This window comes from Flavobacterium stagni (genome assembly GCF_004122105.1).
Taxonomy (GTDB): domain Bacteria; phylum Bacteroidota; class Bacteroidia; order Flavobacteriales; family Flavobacteriaceae; genus Flavobacterium; species Flavobacterium stagni.
In genome coordinates this window covers 70103-89328 of the sequence record NZ_SBKN01000004.1, presented here as the reverse complement: position 1 = coordinate 89328, position 19226 = coordinate 70103, and the positions used below count along the sequence as shown (strand labels likewise).

The following is a 19226-nucleotide window of genomic DNA, read 5'->3' as shown; positions in this document are numbered from 1 at the left end:
CAATACTAGTAGTTTTCGTATGGAATTTGGAATTTCAACTATTGAGATTTAATAATTTAAACTCGTACGATATTGGCACCCAAGGCACGTAAACGCTCATCGATACGTTCGTAACCGCGGTCAATTTGTTCGATATTTTGAATGGTTGATGTTCCTTTTGCTGAAAGTGCAGCAATCAAAAGGGAGATTCCGGCACGAATATCAGGTGAGGACATTGTAGTAGCTTTCAATTGGGATTTGAAATTATGACCCATAACTACGGCACGGTGCGGATCACACAACATGATTTTGGCCCCCATATCGATAAGTTTATCTACGAAGAACAAACGGCTTTCAAACATTTTTTGGTGAATCAACACATCGCCATTGGCTTGTGTGGCTACTACTAACACGATGCTTAATAAGTCGGGCGTGAATCCGGGCCAAGGCGCATCGGCAATAGTTAAAATAGAACCGTCGATATCGGTTTTGATTTCGTAGCCATTTTCATGTGATGGAATATAGATATCGTCACCTTTTTGTTCTAAAGTGATCCCCAATTTACGGAACACCGATGGGATGACACCTAGGTTTTCCCAGCTTACATTTTTGATGGTGATTTCACTTCGGGTCATCGCGGCTAAACCAATCCAACTTCCAATTTCGATCATATCGGGCAGGATGCGGTGTTCACATCCGCCTAAACTTTCTACGCCTTCAATCGTTAACAAGTTGGATCCCACACCGGTGATTTTGGCACCCATGGAATTCAACATCTTACACAATTGTTGCAAATACGGTTCACAAGCCGCATTGTAAATAGTGGTTACGCCTTCGGCTAGAACAGCTGCCATCACGATATTTGCGGTTCCGGTAACCGAAGCTTCATCCAATAACATGTAGGTTCCTTTCAAACGGTCTTTCGTTTCAACCCCATAAAAATGGTCTTCGCGTTCGTAGCGGAATTTAGCCCCCAAGTTGATAAAACCTTCAAAGTGGGTATCCAAACGACGGCGACCGATTTTATCACCTCCTGGTTTTGGGATATATCCTTTTCCAAAGCGTGCTAATAAAGGTCCGACAATCATGATCGAACCGCGCAACGAACCGCCTTCTTTTTTAAAAGCTTCGGTTTCTAGGTAACCTACATTCACTTCGTCGGCTTGGAAGGTAATCGAACCTGGTCCGTTTTTTTGAATCTTTACGCCCAAGTTACCTAATAGCGTGATTAATTTGTTGACATCGATAATGTCGGGTATATTGTTGATGGTTACTTTTTCAGGTGTTAGTAAAACAGCACATAAAATTTGTAACGCTTCGTTTTTTGCTCCTTGTGGGGTTACGTCTCCTTTTAAGCGGATTCCTCCTTCAATCTTGAATGTTCCCATGTTTTTGGTATTGGCCAGTTGGCTTGCTTTATTTAATTTTTGTGATTCTTTTTAATAAATTTTTTCCCGTTGTTGTTATTGTTGTTTTTCTTTTGAAAACCACCTTTGTGCTTGGGCAGGGGTTGTTGGGCTTTATTCGACATTTTTTTGTTGGTACGAATTAAGTCCGTGGTGGTAGACAATTCTTCTTCACTTTGGGAAAGGTTGATGCGACCGTCTGAGAGTTCGTACAAATGTTCGAAGATCACTTGATCGGTCACGGTGTCTTTGTTCCAACTCAAATAGGATTTTTTCATGTGATTGGCGATCACCATAATGAGTGCGCTTTTGAGTTCGCCCTCTTCCCAAGAATTGGCAATATTGATCATGGAAGTGATGTTGTTTCCATAAAAACGGTACTTCGGATTCTTTTGCGGATACGGCAAACGTTCCGGTTTCAAATTGATTACATCACGTGTCGGAATGGGATAGGGTGAATCGACATCCAATTTAAAATCGGACATGATAAAAATTTGATCCCATAATTTATGTTGAAAATCGGGCACATCACGCAAGTGCGGGTTTAAAGTACCCATCACATTGATAACATAACGTGCCGCTTTGTTGCGTTCGTCACGATTTTCGATGAGCACAACATGATCGATTAGTTTTTGCAAATGACGACCGTATTCGGGAATGAACAAAGCGGATCGTTCAGCGTTGTATTCCAAATGTTGCACAGTGTCGTGTGCATTTTCCTTGATGTATTTTGGTACCATATTATAGGGATATAATGCCTTCTACGGTAGACAGTTCTTGATATTTCTCCACTACTGCTTCGGGAGAAGTCATCATCACATTTACCGAAATGCTGGTAAATTTACCATTTTTAGACTGTTGTGTATTGATTACCGCGCCCATGTTATCAAATGCGTTTTCCACAATGACAATTTTTTGGGTATCGGTAGGTACAATAAATTTATACAAATACACACTGGGCCAATCGGAGGTGGCTTGCAACTCTTCTTTTAGGCGAATGTAAAATTCTTCCGTTTTTTTATCCATCTTCATTAAATAAGGGCAAATATACGGTATTTGCCTTTAGTTTGCTAAGCGGTTTAGGGTTTGTTTATGAGTTTATCATCATCACTTGGAATGCAGTACTTAGAGTGAATTTTGCAGGATTTGCGTGAGGGATGGAGGGATTGTTGGAGCTCACCCGAAGCATGAGGGTAGCGACTCCCGACAGCCCGACCCCGTGTTATGCAAACTTGAATATATGCACAGTAACGAACACGGGGGCACGCCCAAATCAAGGCATTGATTGTTAGGGAATTCGTTTTGAGCTTATGGAAAATCGCTATTTACATTTACAATTTCGAAAACATTTCGATACATTTGCGCCTTTCCAAAGATTATGAGTCAATCGATTATTGTGATTACGGGCGGACCCGGCACGGGGAAAACGACGATTATCAACCAGATGGTCGAAATGGGGCATTTATGCTATCCTGAAATTTCGCGACAAATTACGCTCGAAGCCCGTGAACAAGGGATTGAACAGTTGTTTTTGGAGAAACCGTTGTTGTTCAGCGAACTCTTGTTGGAAGGACGCAAAAAACAATATTTTAGTGCCCAAGAAGAAACCCACGAACGCGTTTTTTTGGACCGCGGCATTCCGGATATTTTAGCCTATATGCATTATATTGGCGATGCGTATCCGGCTTTTTTTGACCAAGCCTGCAAGGAGCACACCTATTCCAAAGTTTTTATTTTACCGCCTTGGGAAGCGATTTATCAAAGTGACGAAGCCCGTTATGAAAACTTTGAGCAAGCCCAACTGATTTACAATCATTTACGGGAAACCTACCGTTCGTATGGCTACGACTTGGTTGAAGTTCCCGTGGGAACCGTGGAATCGCGCATCGAATTTATCCTGAATCAGTTGTAATATTCCGTTATCTTTGTGGTGAAGGCAAGCCCTGAACCGAATGAGTGCATTACATGACATTTTAAAAAAGCATTGGAATTATGCGGCGTTTCGCGAACCGCAGGAGGCCATTATTCAGTCGGTTCTGGACGGTCACGATACCTTTGGGCTCATGCCGACAGGCGGTGGGAAATCCTTGTGTTATCAAGTGCCGGCCGTTTTAAAAGAAGGCTTGGTGTTGGTGATTTCGCCGTTGATTGCCTTGATGAAAGATCAGGTGAATCAATTGCAAATGCACGACATTAAAGCGATGGCGATTACGGGTGGTGTAGGAACCGATGCTTTATCCGACTTGCTCGACAACGCCCAGTTTGGTGGGTATAAATTACTTTATATATCTCCGGAACGTTTGCAAAACGATTGGATTGTGGAGCGATTAAAAGCTTTGCCGATCCATCTTATAGCCATTGATGAGGCGCATTGTGTGTCGCAATGGGGTCATGATTTTCGTCCGGCCTATTTGAAAATAGCGGATTTAAAGACCCACTTCCCGAAAGTTCCTTTTTTGGCGTTGACGGCAACCGCTACCGAACGGGTCAAAGCCGATATCATTACCCAATTGCAATTGCACGAACCCAAGTTGTTCACCAAGTCGTTTGCCCGGGATAATTTGGCCTACATGGTCTACCCAGCGCCCGACAAATTGTATTTTACCCAAAATGTTTTAAAAAAATATCCGGGCCCATCAATAGTTTATGTTTCTAACCGCAAAGCTTGTGCAGAAACGGCGGGACATTTGGAAGCGATAGGGATTACGGCGACTTTTTATCACGGCGGACTTTCGATGGCGGATAAAGAAAAGCAGATGGGTTTGTGGATGGAAGAAAAAAAGCAGGTGATGGTGGCTACGAATGCCTTTGGGATGGGAATTGACAAAAGTAATGTTCGCACCGTTTTTCATTTCAACCTCCCTCCTAACCTTGAAAATTATTACCAAGAAGCAGGACGCGCGGGCCGTAATGGCGAAAAGGCATATGCCATTTTATTAGCGAATGCGTCTGACCGACTTCAAGCCGAGAACCAATTTATTGCTGTTTTACCCGACAAGGCTTTTTTGAATGTGGTGTATAAAAAACTGTGTTCGGATTTGCAGGTCGCTTTTGGAGAAGGATTGGATGAAACCTTTGGGTTTAACCTGAATCGTTTTTGCAGTAAGTACCAATTGCCCGTTCTGAAAACCTTTAATGCCTTGCAATTTTTGGATCGCCAGGGAATACTGACCTTGTCACAAGAATTTTCAGAAAAACTGACCTTACAATTCATCATTGAATCCAAGGAAGTCATGCGGTATACGAGTTTGAATCCGCAGGACGAACCCATTGTGGTGACCTTATTACGCACACATCCGGGTGTCTATGATTTGATGACTCCTATTAATATATCGGTAGTCGCACGGAAATCGGGTGGGACAGAAACCCAAGTCTTGGCGGTTTTACACAAATTACAAGAACGCGGACTCATCGAATTGCATGCCAAATCGAATGATGCCCAACTGACGTTTAATGAAGTTCGGGATGATGAGCGCACGATTAACCGTGTGAGCAAATATTTGGCGAGTCAGAACCAACTGAAAGCCGAGCAACTACAAGCGGTTTTGGCGTATACGGCGAATACAAATGAATGCAATTCCCGCTATCTATTACGTTATTTTGGAGAAGAGAAAGCAGAAAATTGCGGAATTTGTTCGGTTTGTCTCAACGCTCAAAAGTCGAAAGTCGAATTGGGTGATTTACCGGAGGCCTTACTCAAAGCCTTAAAAAAATCCGATTTGAGTTCGAGAGAATTACAAGAAATGCTTTCACAACCCGACGAGGTACTTATCTTTGCACTCCAATCGTTGTTGGAAGCCGAACGCATTCGGTTGTTGCCCAACAACAAATACAGTTTACGATAGCATGAATGATTTGCGCATAGTTTTTATGGGAACTCCAGAATTTGCAGTGGGGATTCTCGACACGATTTTAAAAAACAATTATAACGTAGTTGGTGTAATTACGGCGGTGGACAAACCGGCAGGGCGTGGACAGCAAGTGAAATATTCAGCAGTAAAAGAATATGCTTTGGAGAAAGGATTGCATTTGTTGCAGCCGACCAATTTAAAAGATCCAATGTTTGTTCAAGAATTGGCTGCATTAAATGCCAACGTACAAGTGGTGGTTGCCTTTCGTATGTTGCCCGAGGTCGTTTGGCGCATGCCGGAATTGGGTACGTTTAATTTACACGCGTCGTTACTTCCCAACTATCGCGGAGCGGCACCGATTAATTGGGCTATTATTAATGGTGAAAAAGAAACGGGAGTGACCACCTTTTTTATCGATGACAAAATCGACACGGGTGCGATGATCTTAGCGAAGACCACGGCGATCGATCCAAAGGAAAACGCAGGAAGTTTACACGATCGATTGATGGCATTGGGATGTGAAGCGGTGGTTGAGACTTTGGACCAAATTCAAAACGGAACGGTGACGACGACCCTTCAAACCGATACACCCGATATTAAAACGGCCTACAAATTAAACAAAGAGAATTGTAAATTGGATTTTACCCAATCGGGTTTGGCACTCTATAATCAAATTCGCGGATTATCGCCGTATCCAGCAGCTTGGTGTATGGTAAAAGATGGTGAACAAGAGTGGAATGTAAAAATTTATGAAGCGTCATGGGAACCAGAAACGCACAATTTGGCGCCGGGAACTTGGGTAACTGGAAAGAAAGAAATCAAAATTGCGGTTAACGACGGATTTTTGAATTTGATTCGATTACAATTTCCAGGTAAAAAACAAATGGCGGCATTTGAAATTTTAAATGGAATGAAATTTAGCGAAAATTGTAGTGCTTTTTAGCGACAAGTCCGCTGTTAACGGGCGATTCCAACGTTTTGACGACACCTTATCAACAAAACACTTGAGTTATCAACAAAATAAGCGAAAATAAAGGTAAAGGCTTGCGTGCTGTGGATTTTCTATTAAATTTGTTTTGATTAACAATTAAGTTTAACCAACAATTAATAACTATTATTATGAACAAGTCAGAATTAATCGATGCAATTGCTGCTGATGCTGGAATTTCTAAAGCAGCTGCTAAATTAGCTTTAGAGTCATTTTTAGGAAACGTAGGAGCTACTTTGAAAAAAGGTGGTAGAGTTTCTTTAGTAGGTTTCGGATCATGGTCAGTTTCTAAAAGAGCTGCTCGTGAAGGAAGAAATCCACAAACTGGTAAAACGATCAAAATCGCTGCTAAAAATGTAGTGAAATTTAAAGCTGGTGCTGAATTAGAAGGTTCTGTAAACTAATTCTAGACCTATATTCTATAAATTAATCCCGATTTCGATCGGGATTTTTTTTGCCTCAAATTGGAATCGGAAGATTTTTTTTGTAATTTTAGTTAAAATTGCTTGTTAAATGATCTCCGAAAAACTCCATAAAGGCCAACTTTTAATTGCTGAACCCTCGATTATAGGCGACTTGTCCTTTAATCGGTCGGTGATTTTGCTAGCTGACCATAACGATGAAGGTTCGGTGGGTTTTATCTTAAACAAACCCTTAAATTATTCCATCAATGATTTAATTCCGGAGATCGAATCCTCATTTGAAGTGTATAATGGCGGACCGGTGGAGCAGGACAACTTATACTTTATTCATACTATTCCCGATTTACTTCCAAATAGTATCGAAATTTCTCACGGAATTTATTGGGGAGGCGATTTTGAATTAACCAAAGAATTGATCAATAACGGAACGATTCAACGGGATTCGATTCGGTTTTTCTTGGGTTATACGGGTTGGGGCGCCCAACAATTGGAAAGCGAATTGCAAGTAAACTCCTGGATTATCTGCACCAATACCTATGAAAATAAAATATTAGGCAAATCCTCGAATGATTTTTGGAAAGAAAAAATCATGGAATTGGGTGGCGATTATTTGATTTGGTCGAATGCGCCTGAAAATCCAATTTTAAACTAAAGCATTCAGCGCTTGGACTAGCTGTTGCGCCACTGTATTTCCGTATTCTTTTTTACGATATTTGGTAATGGATTGTATTCCTTGTATGCTATTCGTATAAAACAATTCGTCGGCTTTTTGCAAATCAAAAGGAGAAATCGGTGCTTCGACCCAATGCAATCCTTCTATTTTTTTCCCAATTTGCAACACTTGTTTACGCATAATGCCGTTCAAACAACCTTCTGATAAAGGTGGTGTTGTCACGGTATCTCCCATTACCATAAATAAATTCCCGTTGAGGCTTTCCACTACATTTTTAGCTTCATTGACTAACAAACAGTTATCCAGTCCGTTTTCTTGTGCATAGACTGACCCAACAATATTGATTAATCGGTTGGTTGTTTTTAAGGTAGACAACAAATGTTTGGTAAGGTGAAAATCTTTGTATAAATCGACTTCACAAGGCGATGAGTTAAGAACGAATTGCTCATTTTCCAATTCTTCAGCGCTTACAAAAAATGAAACAGTATTGGTATTGGGAGTATAACGTCCCCCTTCATTTCGAAAAACAGTCATTCGCACACGGAAAGCTCCGTTGGTTTGTACTACGGATAACAGTTGTTCTTCAAAATATTCCAGGGTAAAATTAGCGGGAATACGCATACGTAAAATTCGCATCGAAGCCATTAATCGAAAATAATGATCTTCCGCAAAATGTACTTTTTGCGCGGTTACGCGAACAGTTTCAAACAAAGCATCGCCATAGAGTAGGCCACGATTGTAGACACTAACAGGTAAACTATCGGTTAAGGTTCCGTTGAAATTAAGCATAAAAAAATCCCTCTTTTTTGGAGGGACAAATATACTTTATTGAAATGAGATTACACCGAACCAATAACGTGTTTCAAATCGGAAATTTGATTTTCCCACAATTGTTTGGATTCATCCACCTCATCTTCTTCTGCAAAGTCGATAACCATTAAGGAAACATCTTTGGTAATTTCATCTTCTAATATGCGAAGTTCAAAAAAATACTCGGTATCTTTTTTATTATCATCTACCCATTTGAATCGAACTTTCTCTCCTGTTTTTTTAGAAGCTAAACGTGCATTTTCTTCCGTATCATCCCAATGAAATGTAAAAAATTCACCGCGAGAATTAACGGTATTGGCAAACCATTCTTGTAAACCTGATGGCGTAGAAATGTATTGATAAAGCAATTGAGGTGACGAGTTGATGGGGAACTCGATTTCGTAACGTACCTTTTGTGCCATAAAATAAATTTTTTCGAAATATATAATTTATTTAAGAATTTTCACTTTAAAAAAAATATTTTTTTTTGGCGGTATTTATTTGCAGACATATAGATTAATTATATATTTGCACCCGCATTAGCAAACGCTTTGCATTGTCCTGGCGAGGTAGCTCAGTCGGTTAGAGCGCAGGATTCATAACCCTGAGGTCACGGGTTCAACTCCCGTCCTCGCTACTAGTAAAAAGCAGTCTGAATTTCAGGCTGCTTTTTTGTTTTTATACAAATTATCTTACCCTTTCACTCCCTTTTCTCCGAATCAACTTACAATTTTATATGATTTTTTTGTAAGATTTTATTTCTTCTAACACCACTTTTGTGTATTTCATCGATTTTTTATGCACTTTATCGAGTTTATACACTTTTACCTACATATCTTTGAACCGTCAAATCAAATCAAAACAATAAACAACTTAAATGTTATGAAAGCAATTACCCTTAAACTGCACTTCATAGTATTAATTACATTACTCACACAAACCCTAAATGCTCAATGTAGTAGTGGATGTAATTTAACCATTACGGTTCCCAATAACAATACGTACAACCTTACAGCAGGTCAAACTGTCTGTATCACAGGTTCAGGAACTTTCACTGGGAGACTTAATAATTTTAATGGTAACACCCTTTGTATTGGAACAGGTGTGAATTATAACCCGTCAACAGCTCCCAACTATAATGGGAATTGGACTATTATAAATCATGGTACGTTCACGAAAACTACTAATTTAAATTTCAACTCGGGGACTTCCTTTACCAATGCAGCTACGGGGACCATTTCATTAGGTTCAATCAATATTGGATCTTCTACTACATTCAACAATTACGGTACGCTATCGGTTACTGCACTTACAGTAAACAGTGGCGGTTCTGTTACATTGGGAGGTACAACAAACAGTTCAGGCTTAATCAGTAACAATGGTAGTTTAAACATTACAGGGGCTTTGAATACTGTTGGAATTACTAATAATTCAGGTGGAGCTATTACAGCTTCTGCTACTATTGTTTCAACGGCTGGAATTATTAATAACGGTACTTTCAATACAACGGCTAATGTTACTGCTACAACATTTACCAATAATAGTGGTTCAAATTTTACTATCAATGGTGCCTTGGCATTAACTGGTTTGTTATCAAATAGCAGCACCATGAATATTACTGGCTCTTTAACAGGGACCGCTGTTACTAACTTTAGTGGTGGTAATTTGAGCATAAATGGGAATGCTTCAATAACAGGTACTTTAACCAACACGGGAACTTTAACACAACAAGGCTCGTTCAATACGGCTATCATTTTAAATAACAGCGGAGGTGTCATTTTAGGAGGCTCATCAACCAGTTGCAATTACATTAGTGCATCAGGAGCTTTCACCAATAACGGTACCATTGGTGGTAGTGGTCACGCTATAGTTGTAGGTAATACTCCTATTGGTACAGGGTCTATCTTATCCCCTGCAACCACATCGCTTTCAACTCCTACCGTTCAACCAACAGCACTTAATTTGAGCTTTAATGGTACTTCCGTAAATGGGTCCTTTACACAAGCCTCTAATGCAACTGCTGGTGGATATATCATATTAAGAGCCACAAGTACAACTACTTCAGCTCCAGGAACGACCAATCCTACCAATTATACCAACTACAGTATTGGACAGACATTAGGTTCATGGACTATCGTTGCGCTAAACAACGGAAGATCCAATACAACATTTACCGATGATGTTAGTACTTTGTGCAATTACATCCATTATCGTATATTATCTTATGCACTTTCAGGCAACTGTCGTGTTTATCGCACCTCCAGCGCATTGACAAATTATGTTGATATTCGACCAAGTATTACAGGAACAACTCCTGGAACTATTATTGGAGCGGGAACTGTTACACTTGGCGCCACAGCAAATTATGGCACTGTGAATTGGTATGCTAATTCCTCCGGAGGAAGTATTTTAGGAACTGGAACTACATTCACAACACCCTCCATTAGCACTTCTACCAATTATTATGCAGAAGCTGCAAATGGAACCTGTGTAAGTGCTACACGCACTCTAGTAATTGCTACTGTTGATTATCCCGAAATTGATATTCGTGGTAATAACGTTGCCATCGGGAATGGAGATGCAACCCCATCTACTTCAGATTTTACCTTCATTGGTTCCAACGATGTTGCCGTAGGAAGTATTTCAAAAACTTTTCAATTGCGTAACCTATCTTCAACAGCACCTTTGACTATTGGAACAATCAGTTTCTCTGGAGCCAATGCAAGTGATTTCTCTATTGGAACACCTCCAGCAACTACTGTCGCCGCTAATAGTTCGACAACATTTACCATCGTTTTTAACCCTTCTGCAACTGGAACACGTAATGCAATCATTAGTATTGTTAACAACGACCAAAATGAAAATCCATATACGTTTTCTATTCAAGGTACGGGAATTACCGACATTGATGGTGACGGCATTGATGTAAGTGTGGATACCGATGACGACAACGACGGCATTAGCGATCTTTCTGAGTGCCGCACATGTACTACAGACCCTTTCCAAAATGGTAGTTTTGAAACTCCTGTAATTGGTGCATCAACTTACTCATTTGTTCCTACAGCTTCTGTTACAGGTTGGCAAACCAGTGCTGAAAATGTAATCGAAATATGGAGTTCTGGATTCAATGGTGTGAATGCTGCTGCTGGTAATCAATTTGCTGAATTGAATGCGAATGTTCCCGGCGTACTCTATCAAACGTTTTGTTTGAATGGAGCTGGCGGAACCATTACCTATTCGGTAAGACACCGTGGTCGTGTAGGCACGGATACGGCTTATATGAAAATTGGAAATTCATTAGCCAATGCATTAGCGTCAACGCCAGTACAAACGTTAACGGATGGCAATTCTGCATGGGGATTATATGCAGGAACGTATACAATCCCAACAGGAATGCGCCAGATTGTAATTACCTTTCAAGCAGGGCCAACTGCTACTGGTGACCAATCTGTAGGTAACTTTATCGACGATATTCAAATTACAATTAATCAAAGTTGCGTCGATACTGATGCCGATGGTGTAGCGGACATTAGCGATTTAGATTCCGATAACGACGGTACACCCGATATTGAAGAAGCCGGATTTAAAGCCTACAGCAACCAATCATCCACCATGGATAAAACCAATGCCTCACTATGGGCAGATGCCAATGCCAACGGTTTGAATGATTATATCGAAGCTACATTAGCAGCTCCTTCCTATACGGTTTTAAATAGTGATGGCGACGTAGTTCCTAATTATATTGATTTAGATAGTGACAATGACTCATTATTTGATATTGATGAAGCTGGTTTATTAATTGGTGATGGCGATGTCAATGGCGATGGTAAAGGAGATTATTTAGATGCTGATGGAGACGGAATCATGAACATTCATGATAATTATACAGGATATGGGACAAACGGCAAAGCCTATGCGCAAGACACCGATAATGATGGAACCGCAGATGTTTTAGATTTGGATTCCAATAATGACGGTATCAATGATGTGGCTACCGGATTATTCGCCGCGCTTGACACCGATAACAACGGTAGAATCAATGGTACTGCAGATGCTGACGAAGACGGTTTATTAGATACATTCGATACCAATACATCCGTAACAGGTTCTCCAAGAAATTTGGATCAAAAGCTTTACCTCAACTTTGACGGACGTAACGATTATGCGGAAGACAGCCCCATTTTAGGTGGCTTATCCAATGCAACATTAATGGCTTGGATTGACCTTGCCCCTACATTTGCAAGCGACGGAATCGTTATGGGACAATCCAATTTCCATATCAAAGTAAATAGCAGTCGTGCATTACAAGTAGTGATCAATGGCACAACTTTTACCTACACCAATACAGCCGCTTTAAGCAGAAGCAAATGGTACCACGTTGCAGCAACCTACGGTGGTGGAAGTTTGACAATTTACCTCAACGGTGACCCACAAACTTTCTCGGTGAGCGGAGCTATTAGTGCCGACACATCCAACTTTACCTTAGGAAAAAACCCAACCAATACCAATACCTATTTCAATGGTAAAATGGACGAAGTACGTGTATTCAACGTAAGCATGTCCGATACAAAAGTACAACGCATGATCAACCAAGAAATCCAAAGTAATGGTGCGCAAGTTCGAGGAACATTTATTCCAAAAGATATCGAATCCCTTCCTTATGCCAACTTGATTCGCTACTACCGTATGGATGCCTTTAAAGACGACATCGCTGATAATTTTGTGTCACCTGGAATCGACACTGGAACTGGTTTAAAAATTTACAACCATAAAGTAATCGCAACACAAGAAGCCCCAATGCCCTACGTAACGGTTCGCACGGGTGACTTTGCCACTGCTATTACCGATACCACTAAAGATATTGACGGTGCCGATGTTCTCAACTTCGACTGGAACATCATCGACGTACGTCATAACATTACCGAAACCAGCAATTCAACCGACTTAGCCATGGTCATCAATTCTGGTGTACGTGTCACCATGAACAACGACACCAAAATGCAAAATGCCTGGTACTTAAAACTGGATGGTGTTCTTGATTTAGCAGGCCGTTCGCAATTAATTCAAACCAACTCTAGTGACCTTGAAGTAACTAGCGCCGGTTCTATTGAACGCGACCAACAAGGAACAAAAAACATCTACAATTACAACTATTGGAGTTCTCCTGTAGCAGCCATTAACACCACAACCAACAACGGTGCATTTACTGTAGCCGGTGTGGTAAAAGATGGTACTACCTCTACTCCACAAAATATTACTTGGACGAGCGGACTCGATGGCGCAGCCACCTCTCCGATCACCTTAAGTAGCTATTGGATTTTTAAATTCCAAAACTTAACGAATACTTATGCCAACTGGCAATCGGTTGGTCAAAATGGAGCATTATATCCCGCACAAGGATTTACCTTAAAAGGAAGTGGGGCAACAGGTCCTAACCAAAACTTGACTTTCGTAGGGAAACCTAACAACGGTACAGTTACTACTACAGTAGCACCTTCCAACTTGAACTTGACCGGTAACCCTTACCCGTCAGCTATTGATGCCAACTTGTTCATCAATGCCAACACAAGTTCAATCACTGGGTCATTGTACTTCTGGGAACATGCCGCAAACAACAACTCGCACAATTTATCAGCCTACCAAGGTGGATACTCTGTACGTAATTTAGTTGGTGGTGTCGGACCCTCAGCGCCAGCCGGAATCAACGGTGTAGGAAACAGTAGCCGCGTACCGCAACGCTATATCCCTGTGGGACAAGGATTCTTTGTAGTCGGTAATTCGACCGGCGGAACCATTACGTTTACTAATGGCCAACGTACGTTCATCAAAGAAACCAATGCTTCTTCAAACGCTTTGTTCAAAAATGCAAATGCAACCACAAGTTACTTGGGCAACAATGAAGAAGATCCTATCGCCAATGATCAATACATCCGTGTGCGATTGGGTATGACTTCCAAAGACAATTACCACCGTAATATCTTGTTAGGTTTCATGGAAAATTTAGCCACACCAGCATTAGACTATGGGTTCGATGCCGTAAGTATCGACAACCAACCTAACGATGTGTACTTTAAAACGGCGGGGACAAACCTGGCTATCCAAGGTGACGATTATTTCAATGTGAACAAAATGTACCCTATCGGAGTGAAGGCGTATATAACTGGAGAAATCAAATTCATGATTGACGAAGTGGAAAACCTTCCCGCTGCACAACGCTACTATATCTTGGACAACCAAGACGGCGTATTCCACGATATCACTAACAATCCCTACATCGTAGAAGTGCCCCAAGGCAACACCGACAACCGATTTGTTCTGACATTCAAAGACACAACAGCGTTGAACAACACCGATTTCAACAACGAAAATAGCATTCAAGTAGTCTACACTTCTACCAACGATGTGTTGACCATCAAAAATAATGTAGCCGATGCTACAATCCACAAAGTGATCCTTTACAACATGCTGGGTCAAGAAGTAATGACCTTCAAAGTGAATGGCCAAGACCAATCACACATCGAAATTCCGGTTAACGGAATCAGCAGCGGAACCTACATCACCAAAGTAGTGTCCGATAAAGGAACCACATCGAAAAAGATTGTTTTTAATTAGGGTTTAAACAATTTTGATTTGACGACGATAAAGCCACGCCTGATTAGCGTGGCTTTTATCTTTTGGAGCAGTCGCCTTGCTTTCATTCCAGTGCCTTCCCGCTGTACGCTCTATCCCTCCACTCCGTTACGGGGATGCCGCTTCCATCGGGGCTAAAAGACAAGTACCGAATTCCTTTAGGCATTTTCCATCCATAAAAAAACCACGTGGTGCTCACGTGGTTTCAACTATTTTTTATATTGAATTATAAAGTCTTTAATTGCTCCAAATCGATAGTCAACACCTCGCCCGAGGCAATATTTTTCACCGAATACACGTTGCCTTCTATACCGCGAACTACATAAGGAATGCCGCGTTTTTCAGCAAATTTAAATTGCTTATCCAATTTGGCCGCATCCGGATACAATTCAGTACGAACACCCGCTTTGCGCAATGCGGTTACCGCTTGCATCGCTGCAACGGCCTGCTCAGGCCCATTATTAAAAAACAACAACTTCGGCGCCGATGTAATCGTTTCTGGGAACAAGCCCAGTTCTTCCAACACCAAATAAATGCGGTCCAATCCAAAGGAAATTCCTACCCCACTCACATTCTTCAATCCGAAGATGCCGGTTAAGTCGTCGTAGCGACCGCCACCGCCTATCGAACCCATTTTTACGCCTGCTGGTGCCGCTACTTCAAAAATTGCTCCGGTATAATAATTCAATCCACGGGCTAACGTGACATCCAAATCCAATTGCGCTTGTTGTAAGCCCAATTGCAACACTTGTTCTGTGATAAATCGCAACTCTTCTACCCCTTTCATCCCTTCTTCGGATTGGGCCAAAAGTTGTTCCAATTGGGTGAGTTTTTCGGTGGTCGAACCCGTGAATGAAAACAACGGCTGCACCAAAGTGAGCGCCGCTTCGGAAATGCCTTTTTCCAACATTTCTTTTTTCACACCGTCTTCCCCGATTTTATCCAATTTATCCAAAGCCACTGTAAAATCAATCAACTTATCCGAAGCGCCAATCACCTCAGCAATTCCAGAAAGTATTTTACGGTTGTTGATTTTGATAGTTACGCCGTTCAATCCCAATTCGGCAAAAACGGCATCGTACAATTGCACCAACTCGACTTCTTGCCAAAGCGAAGTTGACCCAACGACATCGGCATCGCATTGATAAAATTCACGGTAACGCCCTTTTTGGGGTTTGTCGGCGCGCCACACGGGTTGCATCTGGTAGCGCTTAAACGGAAACGCCAAGGCATTTTGGTTCATCACCACATACCGCGCAAAAGGTACAGTCAAGTCGTAACGCAAGGCTTTATCCGAAATTTTAGCCGTAAAACGGTTCAATTCGATGCGCTGCTCCAAGGTTATGGTCTCCGCTGAATTCGACAATAAAGCATCCAACGATTCCGGTAATTCAACACGGTTTTTGTCGTAGAAATAATTGCCACTATTTAAAATTTTAAAAATCAACCGGTCGCCTTCTTCGCCGTATTTCCCCATTAAAGTGGAAGCATTTTCAAACGAAGGTGTTTCAATGGGTTGGTATCCAAAACATTCAAAATGATGGCGCATGACCGACATGATGTAGTTGCGTTTTGCTACTTCAGCGGGAGATAAATCCCGAGTTCCTGTGGGAAGTCCTGGTTTCTGTGCCATTTTGAATACTTTTAAATAGAATTTGGCTGCAAATATCGGACATTTCAAGGAGTTTAAAAACCGAGACTTCAACAATTTCCATTTCGCGATTTTTTGCACCGTTGCGTTAGGGATTGAGGGATTGTTGGAGCTCACCCGAGGATACGAGGGTAGCGACTCCCGAAAGCCCGGCCAACGCCCTAATAAAATTGAAGAAGAAAATCTGTAACAAAATCCGTATTTTCGTTACCTATGGTCACCATGAACGGAGTTTTTAGAGAAAATATTAAAATCGCTTTGGGTTCGATTCGTTCCCAACTCTTGCGTACCATCTTAACCATTTTGATTATCGCCCTCGGGATTATGGCCTTGGTGGGCATCTTGTCGGTGGTTTCGGCTTTGGACAATACGCTGAACTCTAAATTTGCCGCCATGGGTTCGAACACCTTCAACATCAACCAATACGAATTCAAAAACCGACGTCGTGGCGGTGGCGAAGTGGACCAAATCAACCCGATTATTTCCTATCCTGAAGCCAAAGCGTTTAAGGAAAAATACGAGTATCCTGCGACGCAAACGGCAGTGTATTTTACCGCTACTGCCAAGGCAGAAATCAAATTTGAAAACGAAAAAACAGATCCGTCTATTTCTGTTTTGGGTGTGGACGAGTTTTATGTCCCCAACACAGGCTCGGAGGTAATTCAAGGTAGAAACTTCAACGTGTTTGACGTTGCCAACAACCGCTATGTGTGTTTGGTGGGGAATGCGTTTGTTAAGGACGGATTATTGAAAAACGTAAATCCCATCGACCAAATCATCTCGGTTCGGGGCGCTAAATTCCGCGTTATTGGCGTATTGAAAGAAAAAGGATCGACCTTTGGCAACAACCAAGACCAACGGGTGATGATTCCGATACAAATTGCGCGCTCACTCTTTTCAGCACCTTCTATCAATTATACAATTAGCACCATGGTTTCCCGCAAAGAAATCTTGGATGCAGCCATTGATAATGCGCGTTTGACGATGCGTCGTGTGCGTCATTTGAATCCGGTGGAGGATAATAACTTTGGAATTTCCCGCAGTGACGATTTGGTGCAACGCATTGCAGAAATGACGGGAACATTGAATATTTCGGCTTTTGTGATCGGACTCATTACCATTTTAGGTTCGTCGATTGCTTTGATGAACATCATGATTGTTTCGGTCACCGAACGTACCCGCGAAATCGGGGTGCGCAAATCCTTGGGTGCCAAACGCAGTACGATTGCTTGGCAGTTTTTTATGGAAACGCTGGTGATTGGCCAATTGGGAGGATTAGTTGGAATGATTTTAGGAATGTTGATTGGCTACCTTTTTGCCTCACTTTTGGATTTTGACTTTACCATTCCGTGGATGGCGATGATTACGGCCGTCATTACCAGTTTTATTGTTGCAGTGGTTTCTGGATTGTATCCTGCGTTGAAGGCGTCCAAACTCGACCCTGTCGAAGCCTTACGTTACGAATAACTAGCGTTCGCAACGAATCATTCGATCGTTTCCAAAAAGATCTTTCCGGAGTTCGATACCCTGAAATCCCAGCTGATTCAATAGCGCAACCGTTTCTTTTCCGAGGTATTGATTAATTTCAAAATACAACTTCCCTCCTTTTTTCAAATGGTTTTGAGCCAACTGTCCGATGTGGCGGTAGAACAACAGTGCATCGTCATCTTCAACAAACAAAGCGAGATGCGGTTCATGTTCGAGCACATTGGGTTGAATTTCGTGTTTTTCCAAATGGCGCACGTAGGGCGGATTGGAAACGATGACATCAAAAAATTGATCGGCAAAACAAGTCTCAAGTGCTTCGGTTTCCAAAACACTTTGGTGGATGAATTGCACGTTTACGGCGTTGCGCTTGGCATTGCGTGTGGCTACAGCAAGGGCTTCCGTTGATACATCGATAGAAGTGACTTGCGCGTGAGGCAGCTGTTTCGCCAGAGTGATGGGAATACAGCCGCTACCGGTTCCGATTTCCAGAATGGAGAGTGAGGCAGCATTGGCGTCCTTCAGTATCCATTCCACCAATTCTTCGGTTTCGGGACGCGGAATTAAGGTGGCTGGTGTGACTTCAAAAGGAAGTCCGAAAAACTCAGTTTCTCCTATAATATATTGTATTGGTTCGAAACGTTCTAAGGCTTCCATCGCTTGATACCAGCGGGGCAGTTGTTGGGTTTCGAGTTCGGGATCCAAGGCCAAATCAATACGCTTTTTGGATTCGAAGGCATTTAACAACAATTCAAAAAAACGCGCCACTTCCTCTGCGTCGTACAAAGGCGTGAGTCGGTCAAGAAACTGGGATTTGAGTTGGAGTAAAACCATTTATGCAAGCGATTTCAGCATCCACACGGGGCAACTGGTATGACCTGTGTTTCCGAGTGGTGCGCAAAGATAATCAAAACCCATTTTTTGATAGACTTGTTGAGCGGCTTTCATTTCGGGTAAGGTTTCCAAATAGCATTTTTGGAATCCAAATGCTTTGGCCGCTTCTAAACAGAGTTGGATAATTTGATTCCCAAAGCCACGACCACGATAGTCGGGCAACACATACATTTTTTGGAGTTCGCAGGTATCGTCTGCACCGTTCTCAAGCGGAGCAACACCACAACCCCCACAAATTGTCCCTTCCACTTCGATCACAAAATAAGCCGATTGTGGCGCTTGATAGGTTTCAAACAAAAAATCCAATTGCGGATCGGCATAGGCAGTTCCCGTTAACGGATAGCCTTCATGTTCGAAGACGGCACGAATCACTCGGGCTATTGCAAGATTGTCGTTTTGTTGAATTTTACGAATGGATATGGAATTCATTGCTCGGG

At 41.8% G+C, this 19226-nt stretch carries 15 protein-coding genes and 1 tRNA gene; 8 read left to right on the top strand and 8 right to left on the bottom strand.

The features are described 5' to 3' along the window. Nucleotides 1–56: 56 nt before the first annotated feature. From murA to EQG61_RS07800, 3 genes are read right to left on the bottom strand one after another with little or no spacing between them, the layout of a single operon-like run. Nucleotides 57–1367, bottom strand: a complete 1311-nt coding sequence (gene murA, locus EQG61_RS07810; protein ID WP_129461367.1) for a UDP-N-acetylglucosamine 1-carboxyvinyltransferase — start codon at nt 1365–1367, stop codon at nt 57–59. A 32-nt stretch (nt 1368–1399) separates the two neighbouring features. Beyond that, nucleotides 1400–2125 (bottom strand): DUF4290 domain-containing protein, encoded by a 726-nt coding sequence (locus EQG61_RS07805; protein ID WP_129461366.1) that lies wholly within the window; start codon nt 2123–2125, stop codon nt 1400–1402. A gap of 1 nt (nt 2126) precedes the next feature. After that, nucleotides 2127–2411 (bottom strand): DUF493 family protein, encoded by a 285-nt coding sequence (locus EQG61_RS07800; protein ID WP_129461365.1) that lies wholly within the window; start codon nt 2409–2411, stop codon nt 2127–2129. Nucleotides 2412–2763: 352 nt separating this feature from the next. Between EQG61_RS07800 and EQG61_RS07795 the strand changes: the two genes are divergently transcribed. The 5 genes from EQG61_RS07795 (at nt 2764) to EQG61_RS07775 (ending at nt 7298) form a co-directional block, all read left to right on the top strand. Next, nucleotides 2764–3297, top strand: coding sequence for an AAA family ATPase (locus EQG61_RS07795; protein WP_129461364.1), 534 nt, complete (start codon nt 2764–2766; stop codon nt 3295–3297). Between the two features lie 40 nt (nt 3298–3337). Beyond that, a complete protein-coding gene (locus EQG61_RS07790) occupies nt 3338–5230 on the top strand; it encodes a RecQ family ATP-dependent DNA helicase (protein WP_129461363.1) in 1893 nt (630 codons plus the stop codon). A 1-nt stretch (nt 5231) separates the two neighbouring features. Continuing rightward, nucleotides 5232–6179, top strand: a complete 948-nt coding sequence (fmt, locus tag EQG61_RS07785) for a methionyl-tRNA formyltransferase (RefSeq protein ID WP_129461362.1) — start codon at nt 5232–5234, stop codon at nt 6177–6179. 176 nt (nt 6180–6355) lie between these two features. Beyond that, nucleotides 6356–6628 carry an HU family DNA-binding protein gene (locus tag EQG61_RS07780; RefSeq protein WP_073363284.1) on the top strand — a complete coding sequence of 91 codons (273 nt, stop codon included), beginning with the start codon at nt 6356–6358 and terminating at the stop codon, nt 6626–6628. Nucleotides 6629–6737: 109 nt separating this feature from the next. After that, nucleotides 6738–7298, top strand: coding sequence for a YqgE/AlgH family protein (locus EQG61_RS07775; RefSeq protein WP_129461361.1), 561 nt, complete (start codon nt 6738–6740; stop codon nt 7296–7298). Here the strand turns inward: EQG61_RS07775 and EQG61_RS07770 are convergent. Together EQG61_RS07770 and EQG61_RS07765 are read right to left on the bottom strand one after the other, a co-directional pair. Continuing rightward, on the bottom strand, nt 7290–8108 hold the full coding sequence (locus EQG61_RS07770; RefSeq protein WP_129461360.1) for an aminotransferase class IV: 819 nt from the start codon (nt 8106–8108) through the stop codon (nt 7290–7292). The two genes, EQG61_RS07775 and EQG61_RS07770, sit on opposite strands and share 9 nt — an antisense overlap. A 50-nt stretch (nt 8109–8158) precedes the next feature. Next, complete coding sequence (locus EQG61_RS07765) at nt 8159–8551, bottom strand: START-like domain-containing protein (RefSeq protein WP_129461359.1); 393 nt, start codon at nt 8549–8551, stop codon at nt 8159–8161. A 141-nt stretch (nt 8552–8692) separates the two neighbouring features. Between EQG61_RS07765 and EQG61_RS07760 the strand changes: the two genes are divergently transcribed. Continuing rightward, nucleotides 8693–8766 (top strand) — tRNA-Met (locus EQG61_RS07760). A 245-nt stretch (nt 8767–9011) separates the two neighbouring features. Next, on the top strand, nt 9012–14741 hold the full coding sequence (locus tag EQG61_RS07755) for a LamG-like jellyroll fold domain-containing protein (RefSeq protein ID WP_164974910.1): 5730 nt from the start codon (nt 9012–9014) through the stop codon (nt 14739–14741). 244 nt (nt 14742–14985) lie between these two features. Here EQG61_RS07755 and hisS read toward each other — a convergent pair whose 3' ends face one another. Next, nucleotides 14986–16392, bottom strand: coding sequence for a histidine--tRNA ligase (gene hisS, locus EQG61_RS07750; RefSeq protein ID WP_129461357.1), 1407 nt, complete (start codon nt 16390–16392; stop codon nt 14986–14988). Between the two features lie 240 nt (nt 16393–16632). On the opposite strand from hisS, the gene EQG61_RS07745 reads away from it, so the two are divergent. Beyond that, nucleotides 16633–17877 carry an ABC transporter permease gene (locus tag EQG61_RS07745; RefSeq protein WP_129461356.1) on the top strand — a complete coding sequence of 415 codons (1245 nt, stop codon included), beginning with the start codon at nt 16633–16635 and terminating at the stop codon, nt 17875–17877. Here EQG61_RS07745 and prmC read toward each other — a convergent pair whose 3' ends face one another. Continuing rightward, complete coding sequence (gene prmC, locus EQG61_RS07740) at nt 17878–18729, bottom strand: peptide chain release factor N(5)-glutamine methyltransferase (RefSeq protein ID WP_129461355.1); 852 nt, start codon at nt 18727–18729, stop codon at nt 17878–17880. Further along, nucleotides 18730–19218 (bottom strand): GNAT family N-acetyltransferase, encoded by a 489-nt coding sequence (locus tag EQG61_RS07735; RefSeq protein WP_129461354.1) that lies wholly within the window; start codon nt 19216–19218, stop codon nt 18730–18732. It abuts the gene before it with no gap. Between the last annotated feature and the right edge of the window lie 8 nt (nt 19219–19226).

Bases quoted from the DNA above. Each gene is read 5' to 3' on its own strand.
- murA (WP_129461367.1), bottom strand. From the start codon at position 1,367: ATGGGAACATTCAAGATTGAAGGAGGAATCCGCTTAAAAGGAGACGTA.
- EQG61_RS07805 (WP_129461366.1), bottom strand. From the start codon at position 2,125: ATGGTACCAAAATACATCAAGGAAAATGCACACGACACTGTGCAACAT.
- EQG61_RS07800 (WP_129461365.1), bottom strand. From the start codon at position 2,411: ATGGATAAAAAAACGGAAGAATTTTACATTCGCCTAAAAGAAGAGTTG.
- EQG61_RS07795 (WP_129461364.1), top strand. From the start codon at position 2,764: ATGAGTCAATCGATTATTGTGATTACGGGCGGACCCGGCACGGGGAAA.
- EQG61_RS07790 (WP_129461363.1), top strand. From the start codon at position 3,338: ATGAGTGCATTACATGACATTTTAAAAAAGCATTGGAATTATGCGGCG.
- fmt (WP_129461362.1), top strand. From the start codon at position 5,232: ATGAATGATTTGCGCATAGTTTTTATGGGAACTCCAGAATTTGCAGTG.
- EQG61_RS07780 (WP_073363284.1), top strand. From the start codon at position 6,356: ATGAACAAGTCAGAATTAATCGATGCAATTGCTGCTGATGCTGGAATT.
- EQG61_RS07775 (WP_129461361.1), top strand. From the start codon at position 6,738: ATGATCTCCGAAAAACTCCATAAAGGCCAACTTTTAATTGCTGAACCC.
- EQG61_RS07770 (WP_129461360.1), bottom strand. From the start codon at position 8,108: ATGCTTAATTTCAACGGAACCTTAACCGATAGTTTACCTGTTAGTGTC.
- EQG61_RS07765 (WP_129461359.1), bottom strand. From the start codon at position 8,551: ATGGCACAAAAGGTACGTTACGAAATCGAGTTCCCCATCAACTCGTCA.
- EQG61_RS07755 (WP_164974910.1), top strand. From the start codon at position 9,012: ATGAAAGCAATTACCCTTAAACTGCACTTCATAGTATTAATTACATTA.
- hisS (WP_129461357.1), bottom strand. From the start codon at position 16,392: ATGGCACAGAAACCAGGACTTCCCACAGGAACTCGGGATTTATCTCCC.
- EQG61_RS07745 (WP_129461356.1), top strand. From the start codon at position 16,633: ATGAACGGAGTTTTTAGAGAAAATATTAAAATCGCTTTGGGTTCGATT.
- prmC (WP_129461355.1), bottom strand. From the start codon at position 18,729: ATGGTTTTACTCCAACTCAAATCCCAGTTTCTTGACCGACTCACGCCT.
- EQG61_RS07735 (WP_129461354.1), bottom strand. From the start codon at position 19,218: ATGAATTCCATATCCATTCGTAAAATTCAACAAAACGACAATCTTGCA.